The 19531-nt window shown below is 71.0% G+C and carries 14 protein-coding genes; 13 read left to right on the forward strand and 1 reads right to left on the reverse strand.

The features are described 5' to 3' along the window. Positions 1 to 18 precede the first annotated feature (18 nt). On the forward strand, positions 19 to 882 hold the full coding sequence (locus ACFWP5_RS11900; RefSeq protein WP_384154039.1) for a calcium-binding protein: 864 nt from the start codon (positions 19 to 21) through the stop codon (positions 880 to 882). Here the strand turns inward: ACFWP5_RS11900 and ACFWP5_RS11905 are convergent. Beyond that, entirely contained in the window at positions 879 to 2621 is a 1743-nt protein-coding gene (locus ACFWP5_RS11905) for a dolichyl-phosphate-mannose--protein mannosyltransferase (protein ID WP_384154041.1), read from the reverse strand. The two genes, ACFWP5_RS11900 and ACFWP5_RS11905, sit on opposite strands and share 4 nt — an antisense overlap. A gap of 62 nt (positions 2622 to 2683) precedes the next feature. Here ACFWP5_RS11905 and rsmI point away from each other — a divergent pair, with 62 nt between their 5' ends. The 12 genes from rsmI to ACFWP5_RS11965 all read left to right on the forward strand — a co-directional run bounded on the left by rsmI (position 2684) and on the right by ACFWP5_RS11965 (position 19416). After that, complete coding sequence (rsmI, locus tag ACFWP5_RS11910; RefSeq protein WP_384154043.1) at positions 2684 to 3544, forward strand: 16S rRNA (cytidine(1402)-2'-O)-methyltransferase; 861 nt, start codon at positions 2684 to 2686, stop codon at positions 3542 to 3544. Positions 3545 to 3847: 303 nt separating this feature from the next. Then, on the forward strand, positions 3848 to 4291 hold the full coding sequence (locus ACFWP5_RS11915; RefSeq protein WP_384154045.1) for a hypothetical protein: 444 nt from the start codon (positions 3848 to 3850) through the stop codon (positions 4289 to 4291). A gap of 47 nt (positions 4292 to 4338) precedes the next feature. Then, positions 4339 to 5223, forward strand: coding sequence for a TatD family hydrolase (locus tag ACFWP5_RS11920; protein ID WP_384154047.1), 885 nt, complete (start codon positions 4339 to 4341; stop codon positions 5221 to 5223). Positions 5224 to 5343: 120 nt separating this feature from the next. Next, the gene (locus tag ACFWP5_RS11925; RefSeq protein WP_384154049.1) at positions 5344 to 6645 is read left to right on the forward strand and encodes a ubiquitin-like domain-containing protein; all 1302 of its coding nucleotides are present in this window, start codon (positions 5344 to 5346) and stop codon (positions 6643 to 6645) included. A gap of 145 nt (positions 6646 to 6790) precedes the next feature. Beyond that, positions 6791 to 7867 (forward strand): 16S rRNA (adenine(1518)-N(6)/adenine(1519)-N(6))-dimethyltransferase RsmA, encoded by a 1077-nt coding sequence (rsmA, locus tag ACFWP5_RS11930; RefSeq protein ID WP_384154051.1) that lies wholly within the window; start codon positions 6791 to 6793, stop codon positions 7865 to 7867. Positions 7868 to 7894: 27 nt separating this feature from the next. After that, positions 7895 to 8824: a 4-(cytidine 5'-diphospho)-2-C-methyl-D-erythritol kinase gene (locus tag ACFWP5_RS11935; protein WP_384154053.1), complete on the forward strand. Its 930-nt coding sequence runs from the start codon at positions 7895 to 7897 to the stop codon at positions 8822 to 8824. 193 nt (positions 8825 to 9017) lie between these two features. Beyond that, a complete protein-coding gene (locus ACFWP5_RS11940; protein WP_384154055.1) occupies positions 9018 to 9797 on the forward strand; it encodes an MHYT domain-containing protein in 780 nt (259 codons plus the stop codon). 501 nt (positions 9798 to 10298) lie between these two features. Then, on the forward strand, positions 10299 to 12293 hold the full coding sequence (locus ACFWP5_RS11945; RefSeq protein ID WP_384154057.1) for a nitrate- and nitrite sensing domain-containing protein: 1995 nt from the start codon (positions 10299 to 10301) through the stop codon (positions 12291 to 12293). A gap of 285 nt (positions 12294 to 12578) precedes the next feature. Continuing rightward, entirely contained in the window at positions 12579 to 13586 is a 1008-nt protein-coding gene (locus ACFWP5_RS11950) for an N-acetylmuramoyl-L-alanine amidase (protein WP_384154155.1), read from the forward strand. A 174-nt stretch (positions 13587 to 13760) separates the two neighbouring features. Next, positions 13761 to 15563, forward strand: coding sequence for an ABC-F family ATP-binding cassette domain-containing protein (locus tag ACFWP5_RS11955; RefSeq protein WP_384154059.1), 1803 nt, complete (start codon positions 13761 to 13763; stop codon positions 15561 to 15563). A gap of 201 nt (positions 15564 to 15764) precedes the next feature. Then, a complete protein-coding gene (locus ACFWP5_RS11960; RefSeq protein ID WP_384154061.1) occupies positions 15765 to 17510 on the forward strand; it encodes a PQQ-binding-like beta-propeller repeat protein in 1746 nt (581 codons plus the stop codon). 46 nt (positions 17511 to 17556) lie between these two features. Further along, on the forward strand, positions 17557 to 19416 hold the full coding sequence (locus ACFWP5_RS11965) for a PQQ-binding-like beta-propeller repeat protein (RefSeq protein ID WP_384154063.1): 1860 nt from the start codon (positions 17557 to 17559) through the stop codon (positions 19414 to 19416). The last annotated feature ends 115 nt before the right edge of the window (positions 19417 to 19531 follow it).

The raw sequence follows: 19531 nt of genomic DNA on the forward strand, positions 1-19531 counted from the left end.
GCCCATGGAGGTAGTGCGTTGATCCCTCGACTCGGCGGGCACCGGGCGCTCCGCGTCGCGGTGGTGCTGACTCTGGTACTGGCTCTGGGAGTTGCCGTACGGATCGCTCTGCACCGGGGGCCCGAGCCGTACAAGGGGCCGCCGGCCACAGCCCGGAGCGGTGTCTACAAGGCGGCCCCGGGCCAGGCCAACCACGTGACCGTCACCGAGACGTCGGACGGTGACGGGCGGGTCCTCCGCTACGCGATCGACGACGTGGTACCGATCGCCGCGACAGGACCCGGCTGCACCCACCCCGATGCCGGGGACCGCACCAAGGCCGTCTGCACGGTGGTGATCGAGGAGATGGCGAGGGACCCGTACACGACGTTCGTGATGCAGCTCGGCGACGGCGACGACACCGCCGCGATACACCACCACGTCGCCGACACCCTCGGCCGCAACGAGGTCCACCTCGGAGACGGCGACGACACCTGGACCGGCGTCGGGGACGACGCCCAAGCGGTCTGGGGCGACGACGGCGACGACACCCTCAAGGTGAGCCGATACGTCGACGGCGGCGGCGACGACACGATCCACGCCGAGGGCGAACAGGCGGGCGGAGAAGGCGGCCCCGGCGACGACGTCCTCTACGGCGGCGCGGGCGACCAGGGCCTGAACGGCGACGCGGGAGACGACACGATCTACGGCGGCCCCGGTGACGACCAGCTGTACGGCGGCGTCGGCGCGGACGTCCTTCACGGCAACAGCGGCGACGACATCATCCATGGCGACAAACGCGACGGCGGCAGGTTCGACGGAGGCAAGGACAAGCTGTACGGCGGGCCGGGCACGGACAAGCTGGACGGCGGGCCCGCCGACGACTTCGTCCAGCAGGACTAGACCCAGGTGTCGAGCCACATCCTCGACCGCCACTGGTCGATGGGGATCGCCGTCCCCGTGTACAGCGGCCAGAAGTAGATGAAGTTCCACGTGATCAGCAGGACCAGCACGCCCGCCCCCACCGCCCCCGTCACCCGGCGGGTATCGCTCGACCCCGGTGGGCCGATGAGCGCGCCGATGAGCATGGCGACCGCGAGGCAGAGGAACGGGAGGAAGACGATGGAGTAGAAGAAGAAGATCGTGCGGTCCTGGTACATGAACCAGGGGAGGTAGCCGGCCGCGACGCCGCAGGCGATCGCACCCGCGCGCCAGTCTCGGCGGAACGCCCAGCGCCACAGGACGTACAGGAGCGCGAAGCAGGCCGCCCACCACAGGAGTGGGGTGCCGATGGCCAGGACCTCGCGGGCGCACTTCTCGCCGGCGCTCGCCGGGCAGCCGTCCGAGCCGGGGGACGGGGACTCGTAGAAATATGAGACCGGGCGGCCGTCGACCAGCCAGCTCCACGGGTTGGACATGTACGTGTGCGGCGAGTGCAGGCCGACGTTGAACTCGTAGACCTCGTGCTCGTAGTGCCACAGGCTGCGCGCCCAGTCCGGCATGAAGTGGCTCCAGAAGCCGCCCTTGCCGGGGCCCGCCGCCCAGTCGCGGAAGTAGCCGCCGCTGCCGTTGGCCGGGGAGAGGATCCAGCCGAGCCAGGACAGGACGTACACCGAGACCGCGACCGGGGCCGTGGCTACGAAGGTGAGGCCCAGGTCGTACTTCAGGACCGCGACGTACGGCCTGCTCGCGCCCGCGACCTTGCGGGAACCGACGTCCCACAGCAGGGCCATCAGCACGAAGGCGACGGCGTAGAAGAGGCCGTTCCACTTGGTGGCCATCGCGAGGCCGAGCATCAGGCCGGCCGTCCAGCGCCAGGGGCGCCAGCCGAGGAACAGGGTGTCGGCGGTGTGCGCGTCGGGGCGGACGCGGCCGTCGGCGTCCACCGGTAGCGCTGCCGCGAGCTTTGCCCGGGCCCTGTCCCGGTCCAGCAGCAGGCAGCCGAACGCGGCCACCACGAAGAACATCAGCACGCCGTCGAGCAGCGAGGTGCGGGCCATCACGAAGGCCAGGCCGTCGAGCGCCATCAGGGTGCCCGCGACGCAGCCCAGGAACGTGGAGCGGAACAGGCGGCGGCCGATGCGGCACAGCATCAGGATCGCGAGGGTGCCGAGCAGCGCCGTCATGAAGCGCCAGCCGAAGGGGTTGAAGCCGAAGATCAGCTCGCCGAGCCCGATGACGTACTTGCCGACCGGCGGGTGCACGACGTAGGCCGCGTCCGACGGGATGGGGATGTGACCGTTGTTCTGCAGGATGACGTCGTTGGCGTTCTTGTCCCAGTTGACCTCGAAGCCGCGGTGGACCAGCGCCCACGCGTCCTTCGCGTAGTACGTCTCGTCGAATATCACCGCCTTCGGGCTGCCGAGCCGGTAGAAGCGCATCAGGCCCGCCATCAGCGTGACCAGCAGCGGACCGCCCCACGCCGACCAGCGGGTGACGCGGTCGACGAGCGTCGGCGACAGGCCGAGCGCCGCCCACAGCCGCGGGCTGGGCTCCGCGTACGGCGGCACCAGCCGGTCGCGTACGTCGCTTCTGGACCCTGCCGTGTAGCCGAATCGGCGCAGCCTCTGCTGCCACGACGGCCGCTGCTCTTGCGGGGCCTGCCCTTGCCGGGTGTCCGTGGAGGACGCGGTACTGGTCACCGCGCCATCGTAGGGAACAGGTCTGTGTGAGTCCCGCCTCTCTCCCCTGAGAGGATGGAAACGTGACAGTTGCTCCCGGAACTCTGGTCCTTGCCGGCACCCCCATCGGCGACATCGCGGACGCCCCGCCGCGGCTCGCCGAGGAGTTGGCCGGGGCCGACGTGGTCGCCGCCGAGGACACGCGGCGGCTGCGGCGGCTGACGCAGGCGCTCGGGGTGCAGCCCAAGGGGCGTGTCGTGTCGTACTTCGAGGGCAACGAGGCCGCGCGGACACCGGAGTTGGTCGAGGCGCTGCTGGGCGGGTCGCGCGTGCTCCTGGTGACCGATGCCGGGATGCCGTCCGTGTCCGACCCGGGGTACCGGCTGGTCGCCGCCGCCGTGGAGAAGGACATCAAGGTCACCGCCGTACCGGGGCCGTCCGCCGTGCTCACCGCGCTCGCGCTGTCGGGGCTGCCGGTGGACCGGTTCTGCTTCGAGGGGTTCCTGCCGCGCAAGGCCGGCGAGCGGTTGTCGCGGCTGCGGGAGGTGGCCGGTGAGCGGCGGACCCTCGTCTACTTCGAGGCCCCGCACCGGCTCGACGACACCCTCGCCGCGATGGCCGAGGTGTTCGGCGCCGAGCGGCGGGCCGCCGTGTGCCGGGAGCTGACGAAGACGTACGAGGAGATCAAGCGCGGCCCGGTCGGCGAGCTGGCCGAGTGGGCGGCGGAGGGCGTGCGCGGCGAGATCACCGTCGTGGTGGAAGGGGCGCCGGAGAAGGCCGAAGAGCTCGATGCCGACGAGCTGGTACGGCGGGTTCGGGTGCGTGAGGAGGCGGGGGAGCGGCGTAAGGAGGCGATCGCCACCGTGGCCGTCGAGGCAGGCGTTCCCAAGCGCGAGGTGTTCGATGCCGTGGTGGCGGCGAAGACTGCGCAAAAACCCGTCTGAGCTTGCGCAAAACCCCTCTGACCTGCGGAAAAAGTTCCTCTGAGCGAGGAGCTTCTCCCATGAGCGCGCGCCCCATGGCGGGGCAAAGCGCGGTCGGCGAAAGCAAAGGCCTGACCGGCTGGGCGGGGCGATTCGACAAGGAAAGTCCAAATCGCCTCCAACAGTCGACAGGACTGATGCGTTCGCCCCGCTGGAGGCGTCCACTGGATGAAGGGACGCACCCGTCCCTCGCCTCCAACGGGATTCCGGGGGGAATCCCCTCGCCGGGGGCGCTTGTCCAGCGGAAAGCAAGCAGGAGCTGGCATGAGTGAGATCGCAGGGCAGACCGGCCTCCGCGGCGGTGCCACCGCAGTGGTGAACGAGTCGTACTCCTTCGCCTGCATGCGGTGCGGGCACGGCTGGGAGCAGTCGTACGAGATAGAGCACCACGTCGACACCGACGGCCACCAGTTCGTGATGTACGTGGCGGAGGGCCAGGTCGTGCCGTCGCCGCTCAGCCGGCCCGCGTGCCTCAACTGCGACGGACATGTCGTGCGCATCATGCGCGCGGGCCAGGTCTCGTCGGTACGGGAGGCGGCGCAGCGGCAGTACCAGGCGCCGCGGGCCCGGTCGGCGGCGGCAGCCGATACGGCCGCGGAGGACGGCGGCGCGGACGACGATGCCGCCGTGACCCCGCTGCCGGAGCACAAGGACCACCACTGGCACCTGTCCGACCTCCTGCACCCGTTCCACCGCAAGGCGAGCTGACCGGCTCCGACGACCGGGCGGGCATGCCCCTTTCGTAGGATCGGGGCATGCCTTCCTCCAGCGGCAGCGAGAAGAACGCTGCACCGCCGCTCCCGGAGCCCCTCCGGGTGCCCGTCGCCGACTCCCACACCCACCTCGACATGCAGTCCGGCACGGTGGACGAGGCTCTCGCCAAGGCCGCGTCGGTCGGCGTGACGACGCTCGTGCAGGTCGGCTGCGACCTGAAGGGCTCCCGCTGGGCCGCCGAGACGGCCGCCCGGTACGAGGCCGTCCACGCGACGGTCGCCCTGCACCCGAACGAAGCCCCGCGCATCGTGCACGGTGACCCCGACGGGTGGTCCCGGCAGGGCGCGCGAGTCCCGGGCGGCGACACGGCCCTCGAAGAGGCTCTCGCGGAGATCGACCGCCTGGCCGGACTGGAGCAGGTCAAGGGCGTCGGCGAGACCGGCCTCGACTACTTCCGCACCGGGCCCGAGGGCAAGGCGGCCCAGGAGAAGTCCTTCCGCGCCCACATCGAGATCGCCAAGCGGCACGGCAAGGCCCTGGTCATCCACGACCGCGACGCGCACGCCGACGTCCTCCGCGTTCTCAAGGAGGAGGGCGCTCCCGAGTGGACGGTCTTCCACTGCTACTCCGGCGACGCCGAGATGGCCGAACTCTGCGCCCGCGCCGGGTACTTCATGTCCTTCGCCGGCACGGTCACCTTCAAGAACGCCCAGAACCTGCGGGACGCGCTCACCGTGGCCCCCCTCGAACTGGTCCTCGTGGAGACCGACGCGCCTTTCCTCACCCCCGCCCCGTACCGCGGACGGCCCAACGCCCCGTATCTCATTCCGATCACGGTGCGCGCGATGGCGGCCGTACGGGGCATCGAGGAGGACGCGCTGGCGACGGCACTCGCGGCGAACACGGCCCGAGCCTTCGGCTATTGAGCCCTCAGGCTCCTCATCGAACACACTCTGGGTAGCCGCGTCGCTTTGGAGAGTGACGGTCGCTCCGCTAGGTTCTGTTGGCCCGATCCGGACCCCTGTGGCCTTCTGGAGCGTGTCGGCGTGAGCAACTACGAGACCTACGAGACGTACGACCGCGGAGTGCGCGCCGACGCGTACACCGACGGACCCACCGAGGTGTACGAGGACACGTACCGCCCCGCCTACGAGGCGTACGAACCCGTGTTCCCGCGCCAGGCGGGCGCCGTGCCGCCGGAGAGCGAGCCACCGGCACGGCACGGGCGGCGGCGAAGAGCCGAGCGTTCGGACTCCGGCTCCGCGATGCGCCGGCTGGTACCACAGGCGCTGGTCGTCGCGTTCCTCGCCGGCGGCACCACCGCGTTCGTCGCCAAGGACAAGGCGATCGAGCTGAGCGTCGACGGCGAGCCGCGCACGCTGCACACCTTCGCCGACGACGTCCCCGAACTCCTCGCCCAGCAGGGCGTGGACGTCGGCGCGCACGACGTGGTGGCCCCCGGCCGCGACGCGACCCTCGCCAGCGGCGACGAGGTCGCGGTGCGCTACGGCCGCCCCGTACGGCTCACCATCGACGGGCACCGGCGCGAGGTGTGGACGACGGCACGCACGGTCGACGGAGCCCTCGAACAACTCGGCGTGCGGGCCGAGGGCGCGTACGTCTCCACCTCGCGCTCCCAGCCGATCGGCCGCGCCGGACTCGCCCTCGACGTGCGCACCGAACGCACCGTCACGATCATGGCCGACGGCCGCGCCCGCACGATCCGCACCAACGCGGCGACGGTCGGCGAGGCGGTCCAGGAGGCGGGCATCGGCCTGCACGGCGAGGACACCACGTCGGTTCCGCAGACCACCTTCCCGCGCGACGGCCAGACGATCACGGTCCTGCGGGTGACGGGGACGCGCGAGGTCCGCGAGGAGGCCATCCCCTTCAAGGTCGAGCGCAAGGACGACCCCACCCTGTTCAAGGGCACGGAGGTCGTGGAACGGGCAGGCCGGCTGGGCGTGCGCCGGGTCACCTACGCCCTCCGCACGGTGAACGGCGTCAAGGAGAAGCCACGCCGGGTGGACGACGAGCTGGTGCGGGAGCCCCGCTCGCAGCTCGTGAAGGTGGGCACGAAACCGATGCCCACGTCGGTCCAGGGCGCGGATCAGCTGAACTGGCACGGCCTGGCGACGTGCGAGTCCGGCGGCCGCCCCGGCGCGGTGGACCCTTCGGGGACGTACGGCGGCCTCTACCAGTTCGACACCCACACCTGGCACAGCCTGGGCGGGAGCGGACGTCCGCAGGACGCGAGCGCGGAGGAACAGACCTTCCGAGCGAAGAGGCTGTACGTACGACGGGGTTCGAGCCCATGGCCGCACTGCGGAACGAGGCTGCACGGCTGAGGGGCGGAGGTCTGGGGTTCTGGGGTTCTGAGGGGTCTGGGGCGTCTGGGGGCGCCAGCCCCCCAGACCCCCCAGGGGCGCGGGGAACTGCGCGACCAGCCACAGCGGACCCGCAGACGAAGAACGGCCCCGTAACCTAGGTGCCGTGAGCAGCAACCCCCTCCCCGACGCCCTCCTGGGCCCCGCCGAAATCCGCGAACTGGCGGCAGCCCTCGGCGTACGCCCCACAAAACAGCGCGGCCAGAACTTCGTGATCGACGCGAACACGGTCCGCCGTATCGTCCGCACCGCAGACGTTCGCCCCGACGACGTGGTCGTGGAGGTCGGGCCGGGGCTCGGCTCGCTCACGCTGGCGCTCCTCGAAGTCGCCGACCGGGTCACCGCCGTGGAGATCGACGACGTCCTCGCGAGCGCGCTCCCGGCGACGGTCGCGGCCCGGATGCCCGAGCGGGCCGAGCGTTTCGCGCTGGTGCACTCCGACGCGATGCAGGTGACGGAGTTGCCGGGTCCCGCCCCGACCGCGCTGGTCGCCAACCTGCCGTACAACGTGGCCGTACCGGTGCTGCTGCACATGCTGGAGCACTTCCCGAGCATCGAGCGCACGTTGGTGATGGTCCAGGCGGAGGTCGCCGACCGGCTGGCCGCACCGCCCGGTTCGAAGGTGTACGGCGTCCCGTCCGTCAAGGCGAACTGGTACGCCGAGGTCAAGCGGGCCGGTTCCATCGGCCGTACCGTCTTCTGGCCCGCGCCGAACGTGGACAGCGGCCTGGTGGCCCTGACCCGCAGGCCCGAGCCACTGAAGACGACAGCTACGAGGCGCGAGGTGTTCGCAGTGGTCGACGCGGCGTTCGCACAACGCCGCAAGACCTTGCGGGCGGCGCTCGCGGGCTGGGCGGGCTCGGCGGCAGCGGCGGAGGCGGCACTGGTGGCGGCCGGGGTTTCGCCCCAGGCCCGGGGCGAGTCGCTCACGGTGGAGGAGTTCACGCGCATCGCGGAGAACAAGGCGGGTGCTGAGGCCGAGGCGGGTGCCGAGGGCAAAGCGGGTGCCGAGGGCAAAGCGGGTGCCGAGGGCAAGGCGGGTACCGAGAACAAGCTGGGCGCCGGGGATGAGGCAGACGCCGACCGCACCGCGCACGCCGGGCAGGACGCGCCCGCGCCGAAGACGACGGCTGCGCGGGACACCCGGGCCGAGGCCGCCCAGCACAACGAACCCGGCAAGTGACCGTCCCCACCACAAGGAGCCCGGCAAGTGAGCGTCACCGTCCGCGTCCCCGCCAAGGTCAACGTCCAGCTCGCGGTGGGTGCCGCGCGTGCCGATGGCTTCCACGACCTGGCCAACGTCTTCCTCGCGGTCGGCCTCTACGACGAGGTCACCGTGACCCCGGCCGACGAACTCCGTGTCACCTGCGTGGGCCCGGACGCGGCCCAAGTGCCGCTGGACGGTACGAACTTGGCGGCGCGGGCGGCCGTGGCGCTGGCCGAGCGGTACGGCCGTGACCCCGCCGTGCATCTCCACATCGCCAAGGACATCCCCGTCGCCGGCGGCATGGCGGGCGGCAGTGCGGACGGAGCCGGCGCGCTCGTGGCGTGCGACGCGCTGTGGGGCACCGGTGCCTCGCGGGCCGAACTGCTCGACATCTGCGCGGAGTTGGGCAGCGATGTGCCGTTCAGTCTGGTGGGCGGGGCGGCACTCGGCATCGGGCGCGGCGAGAAGCTGACCGTCCTGGAGGTCGGGGGCACCTTCCACTGGGTGTTCGCGATGGCGGAGCGGGGGCTGTCGACCCCGGCGGTGTTCCGGGAGTTCGACCGGCTGGGGGAGGGGACCCACATCCCCGAGCCGGTCGCCTCGCAGGCGCTGCTCGACGCGCTGGCGAAGGGCGACCCGGACGCGCTCGCCGCCGCCGTCTCCAACGACCTTCAGCCCGCCGCCCTTTCGCTCTTCCCGGAACTCGCCGACACCCTCGCCGCGGGCCGCTCCGCGGGTGCCCTCGCCGCGCTCGTCTCCGGCTCGGGCCCGACGACGGCGTTCCTCGTCCGCGACCCCGGGTCGGCGGCGAAGGTGGCGGAGGCGCTGGCGGCCTCCGGGACCTGCCGGACGGTACGGACGGCGACGGCTCCGGCGGCGGGGGTGACCGTGATCGACCGACCTTCACGCGAGGTCCACGGAACACCCGCCTGACCTGCAAAAATGCGCATGTTCGGTGTTATCCAAACCACATTGATTTAATGTTCACCAATCGACCTCAAGGTCCCTTTCGCGCCCTCTGTCCCAGAGGTACGGCTGGCATGATCAGCCGACCCCCGGTCCTCGTTACCGGCGGTACTCCCTGCGCGCGCGGTCTCGCCGCGCCACGCCCGAGAGGAACCTCCCTATGGGCCACATGGATCACTTCAGCGCGGGCTGGGTCACCCCGGTCCTGTCCTACGCGATGGCCTGCGTCGGCGCCGCGCTCGGACTGCGCTGCACCGTAAGGGCACTTGAGGCGGACGGCGCCTCCAAGCGGAACTGGCTGACCCTCGCCTCCGTCGCCATCGGCTCCGGCATCTGGACCATGCACTTCGTGGCCATGCTCGGCTTCAGCGTCGAAGGCACCCCCATCCGCTACGACGTCCCGCTCACCGTCCTCAGCCTGCTGATGTCCATCGGCGTGGTCGCCGCAGGCGTCTTCACCGCCGGATACGGCCGCTCCCGCGTCACCTCCGTCGCCTTCGGCGGTATCGGCACCGGCCTCGGCGTCGCCGCCATGCACTACACCGGCATGGCAGCCCTCGACCTGCACGGCGAGATCGACTACGACCCCCGGCTCGTCATCGCCTCCGTCGCGATCGCCGTCGTCGCCGCGACCGCCGCACTCACCCTCACCCTGGTCGTGCGCGGCCCGGTCCTCGCCACCCTCGCCGCCCTCGTCATGGGGCTCGCGGTCAGCAGCATGCACTACACCGGGATGTACGCCGTGAGCGTCGCCCTCGCGCCCAGCAGCGCGACCCTCTCCGGCGCCACCGCCACGGAGTTCATCTTCCCGCTCGCCGTCGTGCTCGGCTCGTTCCTCTTCCTGGCGTCCGCGTACGTCGCCCTCTCCCCGACCGGCAAGCGCCACGAGTCGGCCATCGCCGCCGAGCTGCTGCGCGAGGTCGAACTGGCCACGGTCTGAACGGACTTCGACCGCCCCGACTCCCATGCCCCGAGCTGTCGACGCGGGTCGCCGCGCGAGCCCGAACCGGCAACGGCCCCTCTTCCCGGGGGCGTCGACGCCGGTTGCCGAACGGAGCCGAACCCGCCGCGGTCCGAGCCGGGTTCGTATCTCCACACGGCGACGGACCCCAACTCCCGGGACGTGGGCGCCGAGTGGGTCGGACCCGTCGTCCCGGTCCGAACCGGGCTTCGGCCCTCCCGTCGGCGCGGGCCCGCCTTCCCGGGTTCATGGGCGCCGAGTTGTTCCGCGAGGTCGAACCCACCCGGGTCCGAGTCGGGCTTCGACAGTCCGATCGGCGCCCGCCCCAACTCCCGGGGCCACCAACCCCGATGCGCTGCGCGAGATCGAACTCGCCATGGTCTGAGCCGGCTTCGGCTCTCCCCGCACGGCACGGCCCCGACTCCCCGGGCCGCGGCCGCCGTACGAACCACCCCGCACTTCCCCTGAACGAGGTCTCCCATGCGTGTCCTCCGTGCGTCGGCCCGACTGCGCCCCAGATCGGTCCGCGCGAAGATCGTCGCCCTGCTGATGCTGCCCGTCGTGTCCCTGATGGCCCTGTGGGGCTTCGCCGCGGTCACCACCGCGTCGAGCATCGCCGGCACCGAGACCGCCAAGGACGTCAACTCCGAACTCCTCACCCCCGTCGCCGAGTTCGTCACCGCCGTGCAGGGCGAGCGGACCGCCGTCCTGCGCCACGCGGACGCCCCGGGCGCCTTCAAGCGCGCCACCGGGGTCACCGACAGGGCCGCCTCCGTCCTGCGCGACGGCGTCAACGACTCCAGCTCGGACGCGGCGCTCATCGACTCCACGCTGCCCGGCCGTATCGACAAGCTGGAGGCCGACGCCGACGGCCTGGCGGCACTCCGCGCGGACGCCACCGCCAAGGGCGCCAAGTCGACGACCACGTACGGCGACTACTCGGCGATCGTCGAGCACGGCTTCTCCGTCACCGGCGCCCTCACCGGCGACAAGACCGCCGCCGACGCCTCCGAGGCACGCGTGGTGCTCGAACTGTCCCGGGCCCGCGAGGCCGTCGCCCAGGAACAGGCGCTCCTCGGCGCCGCCCGCACCGGGGGCGAGCTGACGAAGGAGCAGTACGCGCTGTTCGTCGGTGCCGTGGCCACGCGGCGCGAGCTGCTCGCACCCGCGGTCGCCGACCTCAACGCCGAACACCGGACGGCGTACCGCAAGGTCCTCGACGGCAGCGGGTACTCCCAGCTCCAGGCGGTCGAGAACCGGGTGCGCAGCGCGGGCCCCGGCACCTCGGCCGCGTCCGCCGGTTTCCTCAAGGGCTGGGACTCCACCGTGAGCGGAGTCCTCAAGGGGCTCGACACGGCCGAGACCGAGGCCGGTACGGGAGCCACGGCCGCCGCCGACCCGTTCGGCTGGGACACGCTCGGCGCCTCCGGGGTCGCCGTCGTGCTCGGCCTGGTCGGCGTGCTGCTGTCGCTGCTCGTCTCCGTGCTCGTCGGCCGCGGCCTCATCGTCGAACTCCTCGACCTGCGCAACTCCGCCCTCGAAGTGGCGGGGCGCCGCCTCCCGCAGGCCATGCGCAGGCTGCACGCGGGCCAGGGTGTCGACATCGACGCCGAGGCCCCCATGCGCCGCCTCGCCGGAGACGAACTGGCCCAGGTCGGCACCGCCCTCACCGCCGTCCAGCGCGCCGCCCTCAAGGCCGCCTCCGAGCGCGCCGAACTCCTCAGCGGGATCTCCGGGGTGTACGTCAGCCTGGCCCGCCGCAGCCAGGTGCTGCTCCACCGCCAGCTGGACCTCCTCGACGCGATGGTGCGCAGACAGCGGGACCCGGCCGAACTGCACGAGCTGTACCGCGTGGACTACCTGGCCACGCGCATGCGCCGGCACTCCGAGAGCCTGCTGATCCTGTCCGGGATCGCGCCCGGCCGCGGCTGGCGGGACCCGATCCCGCTGTCCGACATCCTGCGCGCGGCCGTCGGCGAGATCGAGAACTCGGCCCGGGTACAGATCTGGGCCGTACCGAAGGTGTCGCTGACCGGCGGTTCCGTCGCCGACGTGATCCATCTGCTCGCCGAACTCGTCGAGAACGCGGCGGCCTTCTCGCCGCCCAGCACCCAGGTGCAGCTGCGCGCGGCCCGGATGCGGGAGGGCGTCCTCATCGAGATCGAGGACAGCGGCTTCGGCATGAAGGACGACGCGATGGCCGACGCCAACCGCAAGATCCAGTCCGAGAAGGTCGACCTCCTCGACGCCAAGCAGATCGGCCTCTTCGTGGTCAACCGGCTGCGCGAACGGCAGGGACTGCGCGTGGAGGTACGGCACTCGTCGAGCGGCGGGGTCACGGCCGCGGTGCTCATCCCCGAGGGCCTGATGCGCGACGACATGCCGGTGGGGGAGCAACAGGCCGCGGGCGGGCGGGGGTTGGCGCCGGCGTCGGCCCTGATCGCGCGGCAGCGGCTGCGCGGGGCCGGTGCCTGAGGCACTCTTCGCACCATCTCCTTCTCTTCGCGCCATCTCCACACAGATGTACCGCAATCGCGGTACAAGTGGGGCGGGTGGGACGGATAGGGTCGCTTGATACTTCAAGCGCCTGATGGGCGTGCGCCGTCAAGTGTCAAGTGCACTGCTGGAAGGGTCACTTCCGTGTCCGAAACCCCCACACCGCCGTCCCCCACACCGTCCCACCGCAGGAAGCGGTCCCTCTCGCGTCGCGGCGCGATAGGGGCCGCCGGAGCCGTAGCAGCCGGGGCCGCCCTGACCCCGGTGGTGTTCGCGGCCACCGACTCCGGCTCCGACTCCGGCTCCACGAGCACCGATGCCGCCCCCACCGGCACCAAGCCCGAGTCCTTCCCGGCCACCCGCTCCGCCACCGCCACCGGCACCGCACCGGCCACCACGACCTTCGCCGCGTCCTACGTCGGCCTGCGCTGGACCGGCGACCAGGACGGCGCCGGCATCCGCCTCGCGGACGGCGACTGGCAGCAGACGGGCAGCGGTTGCGCGACCGTGGACGGCGGCGGTACGGCCCTGGTCGCGGCCGACGAGGCCACCCGCTACGAGGTGAAGGCACCGGCCGGGGCGAGCGACGTGCGCTCGGTCGCGATCGACTGCACCCGGGGCCCCGACCGCACCTTCCACGTGCCGTCCGAGGCGACCCGCGTCCGCGGCGTCCGCTACCTCTCGCGCCCGGCCTGGGGCGCCGACGAGTCGAAGCGGTACAAGGACGGCAAGGTCAACTCGCCCGAGGTGTACTACCCGTTGCAGTCGGTCACGGTCCACCACACGGACACCCCGAACGCCGACCCGGACCCGGCCGCGACCGTCCGCGGGATCTACGAGTACCACGCGATCACCCTCGACTGGGGCGACATCGGCTACCACTTCCTCATCGACGAGGCGGGCATCGTCTACGAGGGCCGCTACTCCGGCGACGACCCGATCCCGGCCTTCGACAAGGACGGCAACCTCGTCACCGCCTTCCACACGGCGGGCTTCAACTCCGGCAACCTCGGCATCGCCCTCATCGGCAACCTCGTGGCCCAGGCACCCACGGACGCGGCGAAGGCCTCGTTGATCCGCCTGATCAAGGTCATCGCCCGCTTCAAGGGCCTCGACCCCCAGGCGAAGATCACGTACACCAACCCGGTGAACGGCGTGAAGAAGGACAACGAGACGGTCAGCGGCCACAGGGACTGGCTCCAGACGGACTGCCCGGGGCAGACGATGTACGACTTGCTGGCCGAGGTCAGGACGGCAGCGGCAACTCGCTGACCTGACAACGGGGGGACGGGACGCTTTCAGGGGCGCGGGGCTGTGTCGATGTGCGGCCCCGCCGCGTGGGCGCGACCAGCCACGACGGAGCCGCAGCCAAAAGACGGCACTTCGCGGCAAGGGCAGCACAGCGCCTACCCTGGGAGGCTGACCGTCCCCCCTGTCAGGAGAGAAATGCCCGTCAACCTGGTCAATGTCGAGAACGTCAGCAAGGTGTACGGCACCCGTGCCCTGCTCGACGGCGTCTCGCTCGGTGTCTCCGAAGGGGACCGGATCGGGGTCGTGGGCCGCAACGGTGACGGCAAGACCACGCTGATCCGGATGCTCGCCAAGCTGGAGGAGTCCGACACCGGACGTGTCACCCACTCCGGCGGACTCCGCCTCGGCGTCCTCACCCAGCACGACTCCCTCGACCCGGAGGCGACCGTCCGCCACGAGGTCATCCGGGACATGGCCGACCACGAGTGGGCGGGCAACGCCAAGATCCGCGACGTACTGACCGGACTCTTCGGCGGGCTCGACATGCCCGGCTTCCCGCAGGGCCTGGACACCGTCATCGCGCCGCTCTCCGGTGGCGAGCGCCGCCGTATCGCGCTCGCCAAGCTGCTCATCGAGGACCAGGACCTGGTCGTCCTGGACGAGCCGACGAACCACCTCGACGTCGAGGGCATCGCCTGGCTCGCCCGGCATCTGCGCGAGCGGCGTTCCGCGCTCGTCTGCGTGACCCACGACCGGTGGTTCCTGGACCAGGTCTGCACCCGGATGTGGGACGTGCAGAAGGGCGACGTCTTCGAGTACGAGGGCGGCTACACCGACTACGTCTTCGCCCGCGCCGAGCGCGAGCGCATCGCCGCCACCGAGGAGACCAAGCGGCAGAACCTGGTCCGCAAGGAGCTGGCCTGGCTGCGCCGCGGCGCCCCCGCCCGTACGTCCAAGCCGCGCTTCCGCGTCGAGGCCGCCAACGAACTGATCGCGGACGTGCCGCCGCCGCGCGACTCCAGCGAGCTGATGAAGTTCGCCTCCTCGCGCCTGGGCCGGACCGTGTTCGACCTGGAGGACGTGACCGTCCAGGCCGGCCCGAAGGTCCTCCTGAAGCACATCACCTGGCACCTCGGCCCCGGCGACCGCATCGGCCTGGTCGGCGTCAACGGCGCCGGAAAGACCTCCCTGCTGCGGGCCATGACGGAGGCCGCCCGCAGTGACGGCGAGACCCAGCCCGCGGCCGGCAAGGTCGTCGTGGGAAAGACGGTGAAGCTCGCCTACCTCTCGCAGGAGGTGGCCGAACTCAAGCCCACGCTGCGGGTGTTGGAGGCCGTGCAGCAGGTGAGGGAGCGCGTCGATCTCGGCAAGGGGCGGGAGATGACCGCCGGGCAGCTGTGCGAGACGTTCGGCTTCAACAAGGAGAAGCAGTGGACGCCGGTCGGGGATCTGTCCGGTGGTGAGCGGCGGCGGCTCCAGCTGTTGCGGCTGCTGATGGACGAGCCCAACGTCCTCTTCCTCGACGAGCCCACGAACGACCTCGACATCGAGACCCTGACCCAGCTGGAGGACGTCCTCGACGGCTGGCCCGGGTCGATGATCGTGATCTCCCACGACCGGTTCTTCGTCGAGCGCACCACCGACAAGGTGTTCGCCCTCCTCGGCGACGCGACCCTGCGGATGCTGCCGCGCGGTATCGACGAGTACCTGGAGCGGCGCCACCGTATGGAGGAAGTGGCCGCGGCCGCCGTCCCCGTCGTGGAGAAGGCCGCACCGGCGGTCAGCGCCGCCGACCAGCGGGCCGCGAAGAAGGAACTCCAGAAGATCGAGCGGCAGTTGGACAAGGTCTCCGAGAAGGAGGCCAAGCTGCACACACAGATCGCCGAGAACGCCACGGACTTCGCGAAGGTGGCCGAACTGGACGCGAAACTGCGGGACTTGAGCGGCGAGCGGGACGAGCTGGAGATGCGGTGGCTGGAACTCGCCGAGGACGCGTGAAGGGTGAGTGAAGGCGCATAACGGGGGCGTCACGGGCCGGTCCTCCCTTGGGAACAGGGGTGAACCGGCCCGTTCTTCATGGACAGCCGGGTGATAGAAAGAGCCGTCTGAGAACTGTCTGAGCACTGTCTGAATACGACTCTGGGTCCTTCGCGAACCTCAGGGCGTGGCTAAAAATCAGTGAACGAGGGGGAGCCGCTGATGACTCAGCCGCCCGAACAGCCGCCGTCCGGTGGTTACGGAGCGCCGCCGAACCAACCGCCACAGCCACCGTCACCGCCGGGCGGCTTCGGGGCGCCGGTTCCGCCGCAGCCGGGCTACGGCTATCCGCAGCAGCAACAGCCCGGTCCCTACGGCCAGCAGCCCACCGGCCCCTACGGCCAGCCGCCGCAGCCGGGTCCCTACGGCCGGCCCCAGCAGCCCGGCCCCTACGGTCAGCAGCCGCCCTACGGCGGGTACGGATACCCGCCGCCCTCGCCGCAGTTCACCCCGCCGCCCCCCGGCGGCGGCTCCCGCAACCCCTTCAAGGGGCGGCCCGCGCTGGTGATCGCGGCAGCGGTGGCAGGGCTGTTGGTCGTGGGCGGCACGGTGTGGGCGGTCACGAGCGGCGGCGACGGCAAGAAGCCGGTGGCCGAGAAGAGTGACAGCCCCACGCCCTCCGGCAGCAGCGCCGTCGACGACCCCGCCAACCCCGGCGACGGCAGCGGCGACGGCGGCAAGGACCCCGAGGACCTCAACGCGGGCCGCAAGTCCGGCGAGGCGAAGGTGCTCTGGTACAAGGAGGCGCCGGACGCGCCCGGTTCCGGCGCCGACGCCCCCGGCATGTGGATCACCGGGAAGACGGCGGTGAAGGCGGCGTACAAGGAACTCGTCGCCTACAACGTCGGCAACGGCAACCCGACCTGGCCCACGATCACCTTCCCGCAGAAGATCTGCGCGGTCACCCCGGCGAAGTCGGCGAACGGCAAGATCGTCGTGGCGTACGAGAGCGGTGTCAGCGACAACGCCAAGTGCAACCACCTCCAGCAGCTCGACCTGGACACCGGGGCGAAGGGCTGGAGCGGAATCGTCCCGGACGGCGACCTCTTCGACAGCGCGATCAGCATCGGGCTGTCCGTCACCGGCAAGACGCTGATGGTGGGCCGCGGGGAGTCCGGGATCGCGTACGACCTCGACACCGGCAAGAAGCTCTACGAGAAGAAGAAGTACGGCGCGGCCTGCTTCCCGACCGCGTTCGCGGGCGGCGCGAAGCTGATCTCCGTCGCGTCCTGCGGGGCGGGCTCCTCGACCGAGCACGACGAGGTGCAGGAGCTGGACCCGGCGACCGGCAAGGCCAGGTGGACCAAGTCGATCCCCAAGGGCTGGACGGTGGCGCGTACTTACTCCGTGGACCCGGTCGTCCTCTACATGACCGACTCGGACGACAAGCACTGGAACATCTCGACGCTGAAGAGCGACGGTTCGGTCCGTTCGCAGGTCGACTCCAAGGCCGCCTTCGCGCCGTCGTGCGGTTCGTCGTTCCTCGACCGGGACCTCCAGGGCTGCCAGGGCGTCGCGGTCGACGCGACCACCCTGTACCTGCCGACGGACGCGACGACCGGCGCCAACCAGATCGTGGCGATCGACCTGGCCACCGGCAAGGAGAAGTGGCGCGTCAAGTCGCCCGCATCCGTGTCGATGGTCCCGATCAAGGTCCAGGGCGGCAAGCTCCTCGCGTACGTCGGGGCCTCCTACGACGCGGGCGGCCAGGTCGTGTCCGTCCCCACGGCCGGCTCCTCGCACGCCACGACGACGCTGCTGCGGATGCCGGCGGCCACCGCGAAGATCGAGTCGAGCTTCTTCTCGCGGGACATCGACTACGTCGACGGGCGCTTCTACATCTCGTCGACCCGGCTGAACGGCAATGACGACACGAAGGAGAAGTTGATGCTCGCGTACGGCAAGTGAGACCCCGACTTCTCCCCGCCCCGCCGTCCTCCCCGAGGTACTCGTCATGACCCAGCCCCCACCGCCACCCCCGAACCAGCCCCCGCAGCAGGGCGGCTTCGGCCCACCCCAGGACCAGCCCCCGCAGCAGCCGCCCCAGACCCCGAGCCAGCCGCCCCAGCCCCCGCCGGGCTACGGCTACCCGCAGGTGCCCGGGCCCCAGCAGCCGGTCTACGGCTATCCCCAGGCACCCCAGCAGCCCCAAGCCCCTCAGCCGCCCCAGGGACCCCCGCAGACCCCGCCCGGCTACGGCTACCCGGGCCAGCAGCCGAACCCGTACGCCCAGCCGCAGCAGCAACCGCAGCAGCCGTACGGTCAGCAGCCCAACCCCTATGGCCAGCAGCCGGGTTACGGCTACCCGGGGCAGCCGACCATGCCGCTGCACCCGCAGCCGGGCCAACCGGGCGGCGGCGGACGGAAGTTCGGGGCACCGGCGGTGATCATCACCGCCGCCGTGGTGGCGATCGCGCTGATCGTCGGCGGCGGAATCTGGTACTCGTCCTCGTCCTCGTCCGGCAAGAAGGACGACGACAAGAAGAACACCGCGAGCTCCAGCGGCACCACGGGCGGCACCGACGACAAGGGCGGCACCACTTCCGGAGGCAAGGAGAAGGCGCCCGCCGACCCCGCGTCCAAGGTTCTCTTCCAGGTCCCGATGCCCAAGGTCAGCGACACCATGGTGACCTCCGGTTCCTGGCTCACCGACAAGGTGTACGCCAAGAGCGGCAGCGCCGAGGTCGTCGGCTACAACCGCGACACGGGCGCCAAGCAGTGGACGATCAAGCTCCCCGGCCCGGTCTGCCAGGCGACGAAGCACGCGACCACGGACGGCAGAACAGCCATCCTCTACGAGCCCGCCATGCCGACCAAGGACAAGCCCTCGCACGGGTGCAGCCAGATCGCGGCGCTCGACCTGAACGCGGGCACCAAACTGTGGACGAAGACCGCCAACTCCGGTGACCAGCCGATCAGTTTCGAGAACGTCACCGTCAGCGCGAACACGGTCGCCGTGGGCAGCACCGACGGCGGCGCCGCCTTCGACATCTCCACCGGCAAGGTCCTGTGGAGCCCGAAGGTCGCCGACTGCTACGACGCAGGCTACGGCGGCGGCGCCAAGCTGGTCGCGGTGCGCAGGTGCGGTACGTACGACTCGCCCGTGCTGCACATCCAGACCATCGACCCGGTCTCCGGGAAGGTGCTCTCGGACTACAAGATGGCCCAGGGCATCGAGTACGCGAGCATCGTGTCGACCGACCCGCTGGTCGTCGCGGCCGACGTCGGCGACAGCGCGGGCGACGGCAGCGGCATCTCGGACTTCTTCTCCATCGACAACAAGACGGGCGCGCTGCGCTCGCACATCTCGGCGCCGGGCAAGCAGTACGCGGCCCGCTGCGACGGCATCACGCGCGTCGAGTACTGCACCGAACTGGCCGTGGGGAACGACCGGTTGTACGTGCCGACCGAGGAGCACGACGGGTCCGGCGACTCCTACAGCCGGACCAACGAGATCGTCGCCTTCGACCTCGGCACCGGCAAGCAGACCGGCCAGCGCGCCGACGCGGGCGACGGCTACACCGTCACCCCGCTGCGCATGGACGGCAGCAACCTCCTCGCCTACAAGTCCCCGCCCTACGACAAGGGCGGCCAGATCGTCAGCATCGACGGCACCTCCTTCAAGGAGACGAAGCTGCTGGAGAACCCGAGCACGGAGACGGTACGGGGGAAGGAGACCAGCTTCCTGCCGGACTACGCGGAGATCCTCTACGCGGAGGGCCACCTCTACATGTCGGCGGTCTACGCGGACAAGCCCTCGTCGTCCTCCACCGACGACAAGGACCTGGCGATCGCGTTCGGCACCACCGGCTGATCCAACCGCTCCAAGGACCCGGCCCCGTCCCTGCTCAGGGGCGGGGCCGTGCGCGTACCGCTCATCACCCCCGAATACGAGGAATGCGAAAAAGTCAGTCGATCCGGGGCACTTC

Origin of the sequence: Streptomyces sp. NPDC058469, assembly GCF_042721125.1 — a bacterium.
Taxonomy (GTDB): domain Bacteria; phylum Actinomycetota; class Actinomycetes; order Streptomycetales; family Streptomycetaceae; genus Streptomyces.

Excerpts from the sequence above, each read along its gene's own strand:
- ACFWP5_RS11920 (WP_384154047.1), top strand. The coding sequence starts at position 4,339 with ATGCCTTCCTCCAGCGGCAGCGAGAAGAACGCTGCACCGCCGCTCCCG.
- ACFWP5_RS11945 (WP_384154057.1), top strand. The coding sequence starts at position 10,299 with ATGCGTGTCCTCCGTGCGTCGGCCCGACTGCGCCCCAGATCGGTCCGC.
- ACFWP5_RS11940 (WP_384154055.1), top strand. The coding sequence starts at position 9,018 with ATGGGCCACATGGATCACTTCAGCGCGGGCTGGGTCACCCCGGTCCTG.
- ACFWP5_RS11965 (WP_384154063.1), top strand. The coding sequence starts at position 17,557 with ATGACCCAGCCCCCACCGCCACCCCCGAACCAGCCCCCGCAGCAGGGC.
- ACFWP5_RS11915 (WP_384154045.1), top strand. The coding sequence starts at position 3,848 with ATGAGTGAGATCGCAGGGCAGACCGGCCTCCGCGGCGGTGCCACCGCA.
- ACFWP5_RS11955 (WP_384154059.1), top strand. The coding sequence starts at position 13,761 with ATGCCCGTCAACCTGGTCAATGTCGAGAACGTCAGCAAGGTGTACGGC.
- ACFWP5_RS11960 (WP_384154061.1), top strand. The coding sequence starts at position 15,765 with ATGACTCAGCCGCCCGAACAGCCGCCGTCCGGTGGTTACGGAGCGCCG.